The organism is Ruegeria sediminis, assembly GCF_005938215.1.
In the GTDB taxonomy this organism is placed as follows: Bacteria; Pseudomonadota; Alphaproteobacteria; order Rhodobacterales; family Rhodobacteraceae; genus Ruegeria; species Ruegeria sediminis.
In genome coordinates, this window is the sequence record NZ_VCPD01000001.1 from 426,426 (window position 1) to 442,713 (window position 16,288).

At 64.4% G+C, this 16,288-nt stretch carries 11 protein-coding genes; 8 read left to right on the top strand and 3 right to left on the bottom strand.

The window, feature by feature from the left end; translation table 11 throughout:
* Nucleotides 1-367 precede the first annotated feature (367 nt).
* On the bottom strand, nucleotides 368-1,312 hold the full coding sequence (locus FGK63_RS02315; RefSeq protein WP_138839985.1) for a LysR family transcriptional regulator: 945 nt from the start codon (nucleotides 1,310-1,312) through the stop codon (nucleotides 368-370).
* 194 nt (nucleotides 1,313-1,506) lie between these two features.
* Between FGK63_RS02315 and FGK63_RS02320 the strand changes: the two genes are divergently transcribed.
* The 8 genes from FGK63_RS02320 (at nucleotide 1,507) to FGK63_RS02355 (ending at nucleotide 13,176) form a co-directional block, all read left to right on the top strand.
* On the top strand, nucleotides 1,507-2,511 hold the full coding sequence (locus FGK63_RS02320) for a TRAP transporter substrate-binding protein (protein ID WP_171052547.1): 1,005 nt from the start codon (nucleotides 1,507-1,509) through the stop codon (nucleotides 2,509-2,511).
* A gap of 68 nt (nucleotides 2,512-2,579) precedes the next feature.
* Entirely contained in the window at nucleotides 2,580-3,134 is a 555-nt protein-coding gene (locus FGK63_RS02325; RefSeq protein ID WP_138839987.1) for a TRAP transporter small permease, read from the top strand.
* Entirely contained in the window at nucleotides 3,131-4,387 is a 1,257-nt protein-coding gene (locus FGK63_RS02330; protein WP_138839988.1) for a TRAP transporter large permease, read from the top strand. Before FGK63_RS02325 ends, FGK63_RS02330 begins: the two co-directional genes overlap by 4 nt.
* A gap of 39 nt (nucleotides 4,388-4,426) precedes the next feature.
* Nucleotides 4,427-5,638 (top strand): serine hydrolase domain-containing protein, encoded by a 1,212-nt coding sequence (locus FGK63_RS02335; RefSeq protein WP_138839989.1) that lies wholly within the window; start codon nucleotides 4,427-4,429, stop codon nucleotides 5,636-5,638.
* Between the two features lie 25 nt (nucleotides 5,639-5,663).
* The gene (locus FGK63_RS02340; RefSeq protein WP_138839990.1) at nucleotides 5,664-9,119 is read left to right on the top strand and encodes an indolepyruvate ferredoxin oxidoreductase family protein; all 3,456 of its coding nucleotides are present in this window, start codon (nucleotides 5,664-5,666) and stop codon (nucleotides 9,117-9,119) included.
* Between the two features lie 16 nt (nucleotides 9,120-9,135).
* Nucleotides 9,136-11,007, top strand: coding sequence for a dihydroxy-acid dehydratase (ilvD, locus tag FGK63_RS02345; RefSeq protein WP_138839991.1), 1,872 nt, complete (start codon nucleotides 9,136-9,138; stop codon nucleotides 11,005-11,007).
* A 19-nt stretch (nucleotides 11,008-11,026) separates the two neighbouring features.
* Nucleotides 11,027-11,968, top strand: coding sequence for a 2-hydroxyacid dehydrogenase (locus FGK63_RS02350; protein ID WP_138839992.1), 942 nt, complete (start codon nucleotides 11,027-11,029; stop codon nucleotides 11,966-11,968).
* A 32-nt stretch (nucleotides 11,969-12,000) separates the two neighbouring features.
* On the top strand, nucleotides 12,001-13,176 hold the full coding sequence (locus FGK63_RS02355) for an L-lactate dehydrogenase (RefSeq protein ID WP_218961093.1): 1,176 nt from the start codon (nucleotides 12,001-12,003) through the stop codon (nucleotides 13,174-13,176).
* A gap of 361 nt (nucleotides 13,177-13,537) precedes the next feature.
* On the opposite strand, the gene FGK63_RS02360 is transcribed toward FGK63_RS02355, so the two are convergent.
* Entirely contained in the window at nucleotides 13,538-14,443 is a 906-nt protein-coding gene (locus tag FGK63_RS02360) for an NAD(P)-dependent oxidoreductase (protein WP_171052548.1), read from the bottom strand.
* Nucleotides 14,444-14,495: 52 nt separating this feature from the next.
* Nucleotides 14,496-16,277: an IlvD/Edd family dehydratase gene (locus FGK63_RS02365; protein WP_138839994.1), complete on the bottom strand. Its 1,782-nt coding sequence runs from the start codon at nucleotides 16,275-16,277 to the stop codon at nucleotides 14,496-14,498.
* Nucleotides 16,278-16,288 lie beyond the last annotated feature (11 nt).

Below are 16,288 nucleotides of genomic sequence, written 5' to 3' on the forward strand. Positions count from 1 at the left end.
GCGGGGTCCGGCTTGGACTGCCGCCATGCCATCAAACGATGCTCGAAGCTTTTCAATGGTTTCGCAGTTGGCAATGGCAGCTTCATGCAGCGTCATTGGGTCCATTCTCGTCCGTTTCCGTTCGCCCCACGTTCAAACGGTACTTTGCGTACGCTTGCGTTGCCGGGTCCGATGAGATCGGTCAAAGGCGGATATTCGAACCGTTCCGCGGGATGCGCGTCCGTTGTGTTTGTCTCAATCCTGAAACCGAACGATTTCGATGCGCGAGAGAGAATTACCGGGAAGGACAGTGGCGGCTTCGACGCGACGTGCGCTTTGACAGATCCGTTGGCATGGCTGTTTCAAACCTTTCAACGCAATTCGATCTCTAGCGCAGATACTGGCTTGTGTAAGGCGTCAGGCGGCGGTCGTGCTCGCGTCGGCTGACCTCGGCGATCTTGCGGATCATCTGGGGCACAGCGGGATGCGTGACGCGGCCTTTGAGGGTGACAACCGACCAGAGCCCGTCGATCCCGATCTCTATTGCGACGCGCTTGAGGATACCCAGCGCCAACATGTTGCGGACGGTGCCGCGGGTCGTCAGCAGGATCAGGTCGCTTTCGGCGACGGCATCGCGCAGCGCGGCCACGTTGTGACTGTTTATCGCGATGACGTCCTGATGTCCGTCCTGGACCCCCAGAAAGCGGGTCACGGCATTCGCAACCTCGGCAGGAAAATGGGATGCGGCGAAGCGATAACGCGCGAGATCGGCAGGCAGCGGTTTGGGGATTTTCAGGATCGGGTGCCCGGCCCTGCAAAACGCGCCACCCGCCTGCGGCGACAACTCGACGATGTCGAACTCGCTGGAATTCTCGGGCAGGTCGCGTACGTCGCCAACGATCAGGTCAAAGGCTTCCTCGCGCAAACCGGCCAGCAACTCCACCGTTTCCGTGACGATCAGATCGAGTTTCACGTCAGGGTTTGCGTTGTGCCATTCGGCGATGATCGGACCGGCGAGGCTGGTTGAGAAAACCGCCGTCATGCCGACGCAAACATGTCCACCCTTGCCGGCGGCGAGGTTGGACAATTCTTGATCCAGATTGCGGGCTTCGAACAGGACGCGGTCGACGCGGTCCAGGATGCTCCGGCCGAAAGGGGTAAGCCTGACCGGACGTTCCGACCGTTCGATGAGTTGGTACCCAAGCCGCTCCTCCAGCGCGCGAATCGAGTTGCTGAGCGCCGGTTGGGTGATGCTCGCCAGTTCCGCGGCGCGGGCGAAGCTGCCTTCACGGGCAACGAGCTGGAAGTGACGCAACTGGTTGAGGTTGAGCACTGGCCTGCATCCCGATCAACGATGTGACGCAACGTCGGATTGTCCCGTCTGCGGAAGTCAGGCGGAAAACCCAAGGATTTCGGCATTAGTATTCAAGTTGTGAATGAAATTTCAAGAAAAATAAATTTGCGGGAATGCACCTCATTCTTCAGCTTAAGGGCGTTGCTATGCCCGCGAGGGCTGGAGGAGGAAACATGAAGATCATCAAGACATTTGTGGCTGCCGGTGCGCTGTCCGCCAGTCTCGCCGTTGCCGCGCACGCCGAAACCGTTCTCAAACTGGCGACGGCGGCCCCGGAAAAGACGCCGTGGGGAGCGCAGGTGGTCCGCTTGGCGGATGCGATAGCCGAAGAAAGCGAAGGGCGGCTCAAGGTAGAGCCCTATTTCAACTCGCAGCTCGGCACCGAAAACGACACGCTTGCGCAGTTGGCGCGCGGTCGGATCGAGATGGGCCTGTTCACGATCAGCGCCGGGGCGCAGCAGGCGCCCGAGATCGGGTTGATGCAGCTTTATGGCTTTTTCGATTCCAACGATCAGCGGGCCTGCGTTCAGGACAACCACCTGACCGACGAGATCCGCGCGCGGCTGAGCCCCAAGGGCGTGTACTTCGGAACCTGGGCCGAAGTCGGCAACGGCTACCTGATGGCGAACCGCGAGATCACAAGCGCCGAAGACGTGAAGGGCCTGAAGGTCGGGATTTCGGTCAACAAGATCAACACCGAATACTGGAAGACGCTGGGGGCCAACCCGGTTCCGCTGAGCCCCGGCGAGGCGGCTTCGGCAGCCTCCACCGGCCTGATCGATTTCTACCCGACCGTCTACACCTTCTACATCCCCTCGGGGTTCAACAAGATCTATCCGATCGTCAACGAGTACAACTACAACAACGGGCCGGCGATGTTCGCCATGAGCCAGCGCGTGATGGACCGGCTCAGCGCCGAAGACCAGGACGCCGTGAAGCGGGCCTTCGCGCGCTTCGACTCGAAGCAGGTGATGGATGAAATCTTCGGCTTCGAGGACAAGATGCGCGAGATTCACACCTCGAGCGGCGGCAAGATCGTCGAGGTCAGCGCCGAACAGGCCGCCACGTTCCGGGAAAAGCTGCCGCCGTTCTGGGAGACGATGGCGTCGGAATACGGCGATGACGGCGCTGCCATCCTCAAACTGATGGAAGAGGGCAAGGCAGCCTGCGGCTCCTGACCCTCATCAAGCTCTGACGGACGGGCGCCGCAATCAGGCGGCGCCCGAAAGCAAGAGGAACATTTGCCATGACCTCCGATACCGCGCCCGTCGCCGTGACGCGACTTCTGAACGGCTGGCATCTGCTGGAGCGCTGGATTGCCGTGATCGCCTTTTCCCTGATCGGCGGCCTGATATTCGCCGATGTCGTGGGCCGCGAAGTGATCGGACCGGTCGGGAAGGCGCTTGGCTTCGACATGGGGGCCACCGGCATCTACGGCGCGGGCAAGATCGCCCTGTTCATGCTGGTGATCGGCGCCTTTGCCGGCCTGGGTGTAAGTGTCGCCACCGGCACGCAGATCGTTCCCCGCATCGCCTTTGCCTGGGTGCCCGAAAGCTGGGGGCCGCCGGTAGATCGGATCGCCAACGCGCTGAGCGGCGTCCTGTTTCTGGCCGTGGCGTACTACGGTGTCGTCTTTGTAGCCGCTTCGCGCGACATCGGCACGGTGATGCCGGGCCTCGACTGGCCCGTCTGGATCATCCAGAGCGTGATCCCGCTGGGTTTCGCCTCGGCGGGTCTGAGGTACTTCATCTTTGCCATCTGGCCCGCCACGGCGCCCGCCCGCGAGGAGGCGCCGGAATGAGCGCGCTTGGACTTCTTGCGCTGGTTTTGTTGCTGCTGGTCTTGCGCCAGCCGCTGACCATCCTGCTGATTGCGGCGATCGCCTATGTGCATCTGGTCTGGGGCCAAGGCTATCTCGACTACATCGTCGAGGACATGTGGACCTCGCTCAACAAGGAACTGATCCTTTCGGTGCCGCTGTTCCTGTTGTGCGGCGCGGTGATGACCGAAGGCAGCGCCGCCCGCAGACTGGTGCGCATCGTGCGGGCGCTGACCGCTCCGACCCGCGGCGGTCTGGGCGTGGCGGCGATCATCAGCTGCGCCGTCTTCGCCGCCATTTCGGGCTCGTCCATCGTGACCATGATCGCCGTGGGCTCGGTGCTTTATCCGGCGATGAAGGAGGCGGGCTATACAAACCGTTTCGCCCTTGGCACCGTCGTGTCGGGCGGAACGCTGGGGATCATCATCCCGCCATCGATCCCCCTGATCCTTTACGGGCTGGTCACGGAAACCTCGATCGTCGATCTGTTCCTGGCCGGTGTGCTGCCGGGGTTGGTGCTGATCGTCCTGATGGCGCTTTACGCGGTTTGGGCCAACCGCCGCCAGCCGGCGCAGCGGATGGACTGGGCCGAACTGGGCACCGCCCTGCGCGAAGGCATTTGGGCGGCGCTGTTTCCGGTCATTCTGCTGGGCGGGATCTATTCGGGTTACTATTCTCCGACTGAAAGCGCGGCGGTCGCGCTTGTCTATGCGCTGGTGATCGAATTTTTCGTGCATCGCGAGATGAACCCGAAGATGTACTTCAACGTGGTCACCGAAACCGCCAAGCTGGGCGGCGCGCTGTTCCCGCTGATCGCGGTGGCGCTGTCCCTGAATCTGATCCTGACGGAATACCGGGTGGCGGCCCAGATCGTCGAACTTGCCAGCGCCTATATCGACAGTCCGATCGCCTTCATCCTGATCGTGAACCTGATCCTGCTGGCGGTCGGCGCATTCATGACCACCAACGAGGCCATCCTGATCCTTGGCCCGATCCTGATGCCGGTGGCGCAGGCCTATGGGTTCCACCCGGTGCATTTCGGGATCATCATGATCGTGAACCTGGAAATCGGCTACCTCACGCCGCCGGTCGGTCTGAACCTGATGGTGGCCATGGTGACCTTCAAGCAGAAATTCGGCGAACTGGTGATGTCGGTGCTGCCTTACATCGGCGTGATGATCCTTGGGCTGATCCTGATCACGTTGGTTCCGTGGCTGTCGCTTGGTCTGCTCTGAACGCCGGTACGCTGCACTAGGTAACGAAAGGTATCTGACATGAACCCGACACAGGATTGCTATTCGGCCGAGGAAACGGCGCGCCTCCGGGCGCAAGTGTCGGTGCCCAAGCTGCTGGAATGCGGAGATGTCGCGCGCTGGTGGTGCACCCACATCGCCGAGACCATGCCAACGGCCGTGATCCAGAGCCCCCGCGCACCCGCACCGCTGGCGCAGGCCGAGGAGCCGCGCATTCTCGACGTAATGGCCGAGACGGACCTGGGCCGCCTGAGCCTGCAAGATTTCCTTCACCACCCCGAAAGCGGCGTACGAGGTCTTGCGGTGATCAAGGGTGGCAAGGTCATGGCCGAGACATACCCGGGTATGCGCGCTGATGCAGCGCATCTCTGGGCCTCCTGCGCCAAGCCGATGGCCGGCCTGATGATCGAGCACCTGATCGAGGATGGCGCGATCGACGAAACCCGCGGGATCGGGGAATACCTGCCTGCGCTGCGGGATACGGACTGGCATGGTGTTGCCATTCGCGATGCGATGGACATGACCCCGGGAATGGATTGCGAGGAAAACGACGAAACCCGGAACGATCCGTCCTCAAATGCGATCCGCGCCTTTCTGGCCGAGTTCGCCGCACCCCATAAGGGCCGTGTGGAAACGCTTCTGGAAGTTCTGCAATCGAGCCGCCGGGTCGGCACGCCCGGCGAGAAGTTCGAATACGGCTCGCCCTGCACGCAGGTTCTGGTGCTGCTGGCCGAGGCGATTTCCGGCCAGCCCTGGGCCGAGATGTTCCGCCGCCGGGTTTGGTCGCATGTGGCGGCCGATGGTGCGCTGCAGGTGCACCTGTCGCCGGACGGGGTGGCGCTGGCGCATGGCGTGGTGTCCAGCCGCCTGCGCGACCTGGCCCGTTTCGGGATGCTGTTCACCCCGGACTGGAACCGGGTGGCCGGAAAACAGGTGGTCAGCGCCGAAACCATGCAGCGCATCCGGACCGGCACCCGCGACCGCGCGTTTTTCATCAACGGCTATGACGGCCCGATCTTCATTGACCGGCTTGGCGACGACACGATGCTGGGCAACGCCCGACAGTGGGATTGCGTCTGGCCCGACGGCGATCTCTACAAGGGCGGGTTCATGGATCAGGGGCTCTATGTCTCGCCCGCCAGGGATGCCGTCATCGTGTATTTCTCGACCACTCCCAACATGCGGATGACCCGCTATCTGCGCCCGATCGCGACCTCGGGCCTGCTGGATTGACCCTCGCACAGGAAAGGACGACGCAATGACTGTTCATGTGCCCGCCAAACGGCTGAAAATGACATTGGAGGACCGTCTGACCCAGGAAGAAGGGTGGGTCTACATGACGGGGATGCAGGCGCTGGTGCGACTGCCGATACAGCAGCGCAAGCGCGACATGGCGGCGGGGTTGAATACGGGCGGCTACATCTCGGGCTATCGCGGCTCGCCGGTGGGCACCTACGACATGAACCTCTGGCAGGCCGAGGCGGAACTCAAGGCGCACAACATCGTCTTTCAGCCCGGGCTGAACGAGGATCTTGCCGCGACCGCCACCTGGGGCGCGCAGATGGTTGGGCTGTTTCCGGGCGCCAGGGTCGATGGGGTCTTTTCGATCTGGTACGGCAAGGCGCCGGGGCTGGACCGGTCGATGGACCCGATCCGGCATGCCAACCTTGCGGGCACAAATCCAAAGGGCGGCACGCTGCTGCTGGTGGGCGACGATCACGGCGCGAAATCCTCGACGCTGGCCTGCTATTCGGACCTGAACTTCGCCTCGCTCGGCGCGCCGCTGCTGGCGCCGGCCAACGCGCAGGACGTGCTGGACATGGGCCTGCACGGCATCGCAATGAGCCGCTATGCCGGAACGCTGGCCGGCATGAAGCTGGTGACCGACGTGGTCGAGGGCGGCGGTTCGGTCCACGTGTCGCCCGAAAGCCCCAGGATCGTGCTGCCCGAGAGCGAGGCGCCCGATACCTCGATCAAGCCCTTCGTGCCGGTGGCGGAACAGGAGCGGCTGTTGTGGGATGTGAAGCTGCACAAGGTGCTGGCCTATGCGCGCGCGAACCGGCTCAACCGCCAGGACGGGCCGGACGAGGCGCGCATCGGCATCATTGCGGCGGGCAAGGCCTGGCAGGATCTTGCGCAGGCGCTGGCCGGGCTTGGATACCGCGACGGGATGATACGGGGCTTGCCGGTCAGGCGGCTCAAGGTCGGGATGGTCTGGCCGCTCGACGCCGCGGCCATCCGCGACTTCGCCAAGGGACTCGACACGATCATCGTGGTCGAGGAAAAGCGGCCGCTTCTCGAAGATCAGGTCCGCGGGATCCTCTACGGGTCGGACATGGCCCCGCGCATCGTGGGCAAGACCTTTGCCGGGCAGGCCTATGCGCCTGACGCCACCGACTGCGCCTTTCCCAATGCCGGCGAGATCGATCCGGGGTTGATCACCCGCGTCCTGGTGCGGGTCGCGAACGAAACCGATCCGGCCTGCGGGTTGTCATTGCCGAACCGCCCCGAAGCGCCACCCGCGCTTGGGGCCGGAGCGACAAGATTGCCGTCCTTCTGCGCCGGATGCCCGCATGGGCGCTCGACGCAGGTGGTCGATGGCAGCCGCGCGCTGGCCGGAATCGGTTGCCACACGATGGCGATGCTGCGCGACCCGATGAAGACCAACTCGGTCAGCCATATGGGCGGCGAAGGGGCGATGTGGCTGGGCCAGTTCCCGTTTAGCGACGAAAAGCACGTCTTCGCCAACATAGGCGACGGCACTTATTTTCATTCCGGGTTGATGGCGATCCGGGCTGCGGTGGCCGCTGGTGCGCCGATCACCTACAAGCTGTTGCACAATGGCTTTGTCTCGATGACGGGCGGCCAGCCGCACGACGGCGAGATCAGCCCGGAGCAGATGGTGCGCCAACTCAGGGCGGAAGGGGTCGAACGGATCGCGCTGGTGGCCGACGAGCCCGAGAAATACGACGGCAAGGATCTGGGTTTCGGCGTCACCGTGCATCCGCGCACCGAACTTGAGCCGGTGCAGAAGGAGCTGCGCCAGAAGCCCGGCGTGACCGTCATCATATATGACCAGCCCTGCGCGACCGAGCGCCGCCGCCTGCGCAAGCGCGGCAAGTGGGCCGATCCCGACAAGCGGGTATTCATCAACCCCGAGGTTTGCGAAGGCTGCGGCGATTGTTCGACGGTTTCGGCATGCATGGCGATCGAACCGCTCGAGACCGAGTTCGGGCGCAAGCGACGGATCAACCAATCCTCGTGCAACAAGGATTTCTCCTGCGTCGAGGGGTTCTGCCCGTCATTCGTGACGATCACCGGCGCGACGCCGCGCCGGGTCAGGACAGCCGAGGTGGAAATCGATGTGAGCCACCTGCCGGCGCCGGCGCACAGGGCCATCGATGGTTCATGGTCGATCCTCGTATCCGGCATCGGCGGCGCGGGCGTCGTCACTGTTGGTCAGACCCTGGCCGTCGCGGCGCATGCGGATGGGTACTTCTCGTCGAACCTCGACATCACCGGGTTGGCGCAGAAATACGGCGCGGTCCACAGCCACATCAAGATCGCCGCCCGCCCCGAGGACATGCGCGCCACCCGGATTGCCGCGGGCGAGGCGGATGCGCTGATCGGCTGCGATCTGGTCGTGGCCGCCGGCGACGAGGCGTTGTCCAAGCTGACCGCCGGAAAATCGGTGGCCGTGACCGACACGACGGTGGTTCCGACTTCGGAGTTCTCGAAGAATCCCGACTGGCAGTTGAACGGTGGCGAACAGTTGGAACGCATGAACCGCATTCTGGGTGCGGATTCGCGCGGCCTGACGGCGCAGGACCTTGCGGAAAAGGTCATGGGCGACCGGGTTTTCGCCAACATGGTGCTGATGGGAGCATCCTGGCAGCAGGGCGGCATCCCGCTGTCGCTGGAGGCGATCCACCGCGCCATCGAACTGAACGGCGTCGCCATCGACCGAAACAAGCGGGCCTTTGACCTTGGCCGCCTGGCCTTCGCGGACCACAAGGCTGCGCGGCGGCTGACGGGAGAGGGCGCGCCGGTCGAGCTAGACGCCCATCGCGAACAGTCCCTCGACGAGATCGTGGCGCGGCGTGTCGAGGAACTGAAAGCCTACAGGAACGACGCTTTCGCCCGCAGCTATGCCGACCGCATCGCCGAGGTACGGGAAACCGGGCTGCCGGACAATGCCGTGGTGGCGGTCGCGCGGGGACTCTACAAGCTGATGGCAGTGAAGGACGAGTGGGAGATCGCGCGGCTTTATTCCAAGCCCGAGTTCCGCAAGTCGCTGAACGAGACCTTCGAGGGGGACATGGAACTGACCTTCCATTTCGGCGCCTGGCCCTATGGCGGCACCGATCCGAAAACCGGCAAACCGGTCAAGGGACCGGTCAAGGGCAAAACGGCACTGCGGTTCTTTGCCTGGATGAATCGCCTGCGCGCGCTGCGCGGCACCATCCTCGACCCGTTCCGCAACTCTGAGGAGACACGGATGGCCCGTGAGCTTCTCGCCGATTACCAGGCCGATATCGATTTCGCCATGGCCAATGCCTCTGCGGACAATGCGCCCGCCATCGCCGAACTGCTGAACCTGCCCGAACAGATCCGCGGCTATGGTCACGTCCGCGAGCGTCACGCCGCGGCGGCGGGCCAGAAACGCGCTGAACTCCGCGCCGCAATTCTGGCCGGTGAGGCCAACGCCGCTTAACCCCGAGGAGCCGAGCATGAAACTGAGATCCGACAAGGTCACCGTGGGCGCCATGAACACGGGCGCCCGAGCACTCTGGCGGGCTACGGGCACCCAGCCCAACGAGTTCGGGCGGCCGATCATCGGCATCGCCAATTCCTTCACCGAAATGGTACCGGGGCATGTACACCTGCAGGCGCTGGGCCGTCTGGTGGCCAAGGAAATTCGCGCCGCGGGCGGCGTTCCCAAGGAGTTCAACACAATCGCCGTCGATGACGGCATCGCCATGGGGCATGAAGGGATGATGTATTCTCTGCCCAGCCGCGAGATCATCGCGGATGCGGTGGAGTACATGGCCAATGCCCATGCCATCGACGCGCTGATCTGCCTGTCGAATTGCGACAAGATCACCCCGGCCATGCTCATGGCCGCCAACCGACTGAACATCCCGACCATTTTCGTTTCGGGCGGGCCGATGGAGTCGGGCAAATTCGACTACCGCGGCCAGACCCGGCGCATCGACGCGATCGACACGATCTACGTCGCGGGCGCACCGGACGCGACTCAGGCCGAGATTGACGCCGTCGAGGAAAGCGCCTGTCCGACCTGCGGTTCCTGCGCGCTGATGGGCACCGCCAACTCGATGAACTGCCTGACAGAGGCCCTTGGCATGGCCCTGCCTGGCAACGGCACCATCGTCGCAACCCATACCGACCGCGAGGATCTGTTTCGCATGGCCGCGCGCCGCATCGTCGCGATGGCCCACGCCTGGTACCGCGACGGCGATGACAGCGTGCTGCCGCGTTCCATCTGCTCGCGCGAGGGGCTGGAGAACGCCGTGCGCATGACAATGGCGATCGGCGGCTCGACCAACACGATTCTGCACTTGCTGGCGGTGGCGCAGGAATCCGGCGTCGAATTCACCATCGACGATTTCGACCGGATCAGTCGGGACACCCCTTGCCTGTGCAAGGTCTCGCCCTCTGCCCACGAGGTCTTCATCGAGGACATGCACCGTGCCGGAGGCGTGATGGCGGTGGTGAACGAACTGGTGAAGGCAGGGCTTTACAACAGCGCAAATCCCACCGCACTCGGCAAGCCGGTGGCCGAGTATGCTGCGGAATGGGACATCACCGATCCCGGCAACGAGGCGGCGCTCAAGCTGTTTTCCGCGGGCCCCGGCGGTATCCGTTCGATCCGGGCCTTTTCGCAATCGAGCCGGTTCCGGGAACTGGACACCGACCGGGCAAACGGCGTGATCCGCAGCGCCGAACATGCCTTTACGCCGGATGGCGGCCTGGCGGTTCTGCGCGGCAATCTGGCGCCCGACAGCTGTGTGGTCAAATCCGCGGGCGTGCCTGAAGGTCTCTGGCGTTTCCGCGGCACCGCGATCGTCAGCGAGAGCATGGAAGAGGCACTGGAGAAGATCCAGAACGGAACGGTTCAGGCCGGTCACGTGGTGGTCATCCGCTACGAGGGTCCGCGCGGCGGTCCGGGGATGCGCGAGATGCTGACGCCCACGGGTATGCTCAAGGCGCGCGGGCTTGGCGACAAGGCGGCGCTGATCACCGACGGACGGTTCTCGGGAGCGACTTCGGGCCTGTCGGTCGGCCATGTCTCGCCCGAAGCGGCCTCGGGTGGAGTGATCGGCCTCGTTCAGGACGGCGACCCGATCGAATTCGACATCCGCGATCGCCGTGTGCATCTGGACGTGAGCGACGAAGAACTGGCGCGCCGCCGCGCCGAGATGAATGCCCGTGGCGACAAGGCATGGCGGCCGGCAAGCCGGGTGCGCGAGGTGTCCACTTCGTTGCGGGTCTATGGGCTGATGGCCGCGTCGGCCGACAAGGGCGGGGCGCGCGACACGGATCGTTTGGCCCGGCTCGAACGCATTGCAGCGCAAGCATGACAGGACAAGGACCCAGAACATGACGAGGATAGTCACGCTTTCACGGGCTCTGCCCCTGCCGAAGATCGAGATAGCCGGCACACCGGTAGAGTTCGTTCCCGTCGCCTCGCCCAAGGACATCCCCCCGGAGGCCGAGGTGCATTGCACCACCTCCCTCGACCCCCTGCGGGCAAATGCGATCGCGGATCTGCCGGACAACGTCGGTCTTGTGGCCAATATCGGCGTCGGAGTGGACAATATCGACCTCGCCGCCGCGTCGGCACGCGGGATCATCGTGTCGAACACGCCGGTCGTGACCGAAGACACCGCCGATCTGGCCTTTGCGCTGATCCTGGCAGCCTGCCGCCGCATTGGGCAGGCCGAAAGGTTCCTTCGCGGCGGTCATTGGACTGCCGTTGGCGCGGCGCCACCTCTTGGTGGGCGTGTGCATGGCAGGACGCTGGGGCTGGTGGGGTTCGGCGCCATCGCCCAGGCGGTAGCCCGGCGCGCGCGGGGTTTCGACATGGAAATCCTCTATTGGAACCGGACACGCAGGCCGGACGCGGAAAACGTTACCGGAGCTGCGTATGAACCCGATCTGGATGCGCTGATGGGCCGATGCGACATCATCTCGGTCCATGCCGCTTTGGCTCCGGATACGCACAACCTGATCGATGCAAACCGCCTGAGCCGGGTCCGCCGCGGCGCGGTGCTGGTCAATACGGCGCGCGGCGGTCTTGTCGACGAAGCCGCCCTGATCGCGGCGCTCGAGGACGGCAGGCTTTCCGCCGCCGGTCTGGACGTGTTCGTGAACGAACCGCAAGTGGACCCGGGCTTGCTGGCGCGCGACGACGTGATCCTGACGCCGCATATCGGCAGCGCGACGGATGCGTGCCGAACCGACATGGCGCGCCGGCTGTTGGCCAATGTCAGCTCGTTTCTGGAACATGGCCGGGTCATCGACCCGGTCAAGGCCAGTTGAGGACAGGCCGAAATCACGACTGGAGGACCACAATGCCCACGATGAATCTCGTTCCCGTCTCGGTCTCGGACTACAGGCGCATCGCCGAGCGCAAGCTGCCCCGCTTTCTGTTCGACTACGTGGATGGCGGCGCCTATGGCGAGGTGACGCTTGCGAGGAATGTCGCTGACTTTGCAGGGATCTCCCCTCGTCAGAGGGTCATGCGCGACGTGTCCTCGGTCGATACATCCGCCAGCCTCGCCGGAACCGATTGCGCCATTCCGCTGGCACTGGCGCCGGTTGGCATGGGCGGCATGCTGGCCCGGCGCGCCGAGATCCAGGCCAAGCGCGCTGCCGATGCGGCGGGAGTCCCGTTCACCCTCTCGACCGTGTCGATCTGTTCGCTGGAAGAAGTGGCCGAGGTTTCCGACCGGCCGTTCTGGTTTCAGCTTTACATGCTCAGGGACCGGGGCGTGGTGACCGAGATTTTGAACCGGGCCTGGTCCGTGGGGGTTCGGACGCTGGTCTTCACCGTGGATCTCGCCGTCGTGGGTGAACGCTACCGCGACGTGCGCAACGGTATCGCCGGGGGCGCGTCCACCTGGGGCCGCCTGCGGGCCGGGCCGTTGTCCTACCTGTCGCATCCGCGCTGGCTCTGGGACGTGGGGCTGAAGGGCAAGCCGCATACGTTCGGCAATCTGGCCTCCTATGTACCCGCCGCCACGAATCCGACGCAGTACCGCGACTGGGTAGGCCGACAGTTCGACGCCTCAGTCACATGGAAGGATATCGCGTGGCTGCGCGAGCAGTGGCAAGGCCAACTGATCATAAAAGGCGTCCTGTCGCCCGAGGATGGCATAGCGGCGGCGCAGGCCGGGGCGGATGCGGTGGTCGTGTCGAACCACGGCGGGCGTCAGCTTGACGGGGTGGCCTCGTCCGTTTCGACCCTGCCGCGTGTGCGCGAAGCCGTGCCGGAACAGGTCTCGGTGCTGATGGACGGCGGCGTGCGCTGCGGCTTGGACGTGTTCCGTGCGGTGGCGCTTGGAGCCGACGGCGTGATGATCGGAAGACCCTGGGCTTATGCCGTAGCCGCGCGGGGCGAGGCCGGTGTCCGCGGTCTTCTGGAGGCTTTCGCGCGCGAAATGTCCGTCGCCCTGGCGCTGTGCGGTGTGACTTCGGTAGCGGAGGTGTCCCGCGATCTCTTGATCTTGGACAATGACAGGCACTGAGCCCAACCAAGGGAAGCATCCGGGGTCGGGTGCGCGGCAGCGGCGCGAAAAGGTACGCAAAACCCGAAACCGACAGCTCAAAGGCGTTATCTTGGGTTTGGTTGGCGTGCGACCAACGAGCCGGAAACCGTGTCGCCGCTGACGTATCTCCGACGAATGCTGCCGGACAACCGGATAATCCGCATCGTGTGAACTTGTGACGCGTTTCAGTTTGCCTGGGTAGCGAAAGGCAGAAATTGCGGGAAGCGCGTCGGAGAGCGGTCCGGCGACAGGTTGCGCCAAGCGAACGGTCCTCCGGCCTGCCGGAATCCTAGACCGGCGATTTGCCCGATTTCCGAAGCCGCGCGCCAGCGCAATCCGCTCAAGTTTCCGGCAACTCGCCCACCGCGCCATCTTGGTCCAACAGACGACTGACGAACCGTTCCGCGTCTCCCGATGCAACCCGCTCCGCAAGAATGGCATGCAGGATTTTCGCGACTTCGGTGCCGGGCATGGCCTCATCGGAGAACAGCTGCACCACGTAGCGCAGGTCCTTCTCCGCATTGGCGATCGTGAACCGGCTTCCGTCGAAATCGCCCTTCAGCGCGGGAGCGACCGCCTTTTCGAGCGTGCCCGATCGCGCGGCTCCCGCCGCCATCACGTCATAAAGCGCGGTCCAGTCGATGCCCTTGCGCCGCGCGGCGCCGAAGGCTTCGGCGAGCAGGATCATCGTCCCCTGCGACACGAAATTGTTGAGCAGCTTGGCGGTGTGCCCGGCCCCGACCTCGCCAAAGCGCCGCACCACCTTGGAATAGGTGCCGACGACCGCCTCGACCGCCGCGAAATCCTCGACCGCGCAGCCGACGAGAGAGGCAAGCTCGCCACGCTCGGCCTGCGGAGGGCCACCCGTCACGGGCGCGTCGGCGAACGCTGCGCCGGCCGCTGCCACGCGGGCGGCGACGCGTTCGGTCACCGCAGGGTCGGACGTCGTCGCGTCGATCCATAGCTTGCCGGGTCCGAGTACCGGAACGATATGCTCAGCCAGTTTCTCCACGGCGGGGCCGTCCGGCACGCAGGACAGGACGACATCACAAGCCGCGGCCAACTCGGCTGGCGTCGCGGCCTCGGCTGCGCCGTCCCTCAGCAGCGGCTCGATCGCTGTGCGGCTCCGGTTGGCGGTCACGGTCAGCGGATACCCCGCCCCCATGATACGCCGGGCCATCCCCGCCCCCATCATGCCGAGGCCGATGAAACCCACGCGGAGATCGTTCGGTCGCCTGTTTGCCATCTCAACCCTTCTCCCCGGTACGTTTTGGCTGTCACACAGTCTTGGCGGCGGCTCAGTGGTTGTCGCGCGGCAGGTCCTTTGCAACCCGCTGATAGGCCGTCGCCAGTTCCAGGCAGCCGCCATCGGCAAGCTGACCGACATTGGCGCGGTAGATTTCCTGCCACGGGGTCTGGTGCTTCAGCTCAGGCGCAGTCCACGCCTTGCGCCGCGCGTCCCATTCGGCGTCGTCCACCAGCGCATCCATGCGCGCAGTGTTGAGGTCCAGCCGCACAGGGTCGCCGGTCTGCAGCAAGGCAAGACCGCCGCCCACTACCGATTCCGGCGATGCGTTCAGGATTGACGGGCTTTCCGACGTGCCGGATTGACGGCCATCGCCAACCGTAGGCAGATGGTTGATGCCGTTCCGGATCAGCGCATCGGGCGGCTGCATGTTCACAACCTCGGCCGAGCCGGGATAGCCGACGCAGCCGACGCCGCGGATGAACAGAATGCAGTTCTCGTCGATCCCGAGCGCAGGATCGTTGATCCGGTCGTGATAGTCCTCGGGCCCCTCGAACACGACCGCACGCGCCTCGTGAATGCCTTCCTGCCCTTTGCGGGACAGGAAACGGCGACGGAAATCCTCGGAAATGACCGAGGTCTTCATCAGGGCGCTGTCGAAAAGGTTACCCGACAAGACGATGAAGCCCGCCTTCTCGCGCATCGGCGCTGCGACGGTCTTGATGACATCGTGGTCGAGGCTGCGCGCATCGCCCACCGAGTCCGCCACCGGCTTGCCGCTTACGGTCAGCGCGTCCGTGTGCAGATGGCCCGCCGCCATCAGTTCGCCCATCACGGCCGGCACGCCGCCTGCCCGGAAAAAGCTTTCGCCCAGGTATTCGCCGGCCGGCTGCATGTTGACCAGCAGCGGCAGGTCATACCCGACCGTTTGCCAGTCCTTCACGTGCAGGTCCACGCCGGCATGGCGCGCGATCGCCTGAAGGTGCGGCGGCGCGTTGGTGGAGCCGCCGATCGCCGTGTTGACGCGGATCGCGTTCTCGAACGCCTTGCGCGTCAGGATCTGCGAGGGTCGCAGATCTTCATAGACCATCTCGACGATGCGTTTGCCTGTCAGGAACGCCATTTCCATGCGCTCGCGGAACGGCGCCGGGATGGCCGCATTGCCCGGCAGCGTCATGCCAAGCGCCTCGGCCATCGCGTTCATCGTCGACGCCGTGCCCATCGTGTTGCAATGGCCCAGCGACGGCGCCGATGAGCAGACGCGGTCGATGAACTCGTCATAGTCGATCTTTCCTTCGGACAGCAGGCGGCGGCTTTCCCAGACGATCGTGCCAGACCCTGCCCTCTTGCCCTTGTACCATCCGTCGAGCATCGGACCGCCGTTCAGCGCGATGGCCGGCAGGTCAACGGTGGCCGCCCCCATCAGCATCGCCGGGGTGGTCTTGTCGCAGCCCGTGGTCAGCACGACACCGTCGATAGGGTAGCCGTGGATCAGTTCCACCAGGCCCAGATAGGCCAGGTTCCGGTCCAGCGCCGCGGTGGGCCGCTTGCCGGTTTCCTGAATCGGGTGAACCGGAAACTCGATCGGAATTCCACCCGCTGCACGTATGCCCGCCTTGATCCGATCCATCAGGAAAATGTGGATCTTGTTGCACGGCGCCAGGTCGCTGCCCGAATTGGCGATGCCGATGATAGGCAGGCCCGCCTGCAACTCGGCTCGGGTGAAGGTCGAATTCTGATATCGTTCCAGATACAGCGCGGTCATTCCCGGGTTGTTCGGATTGTCGAACCACTCCTGCGAACGGAACCGCTTGTTTGCGCGCGTGTCGGACACTTTTCTGTTCC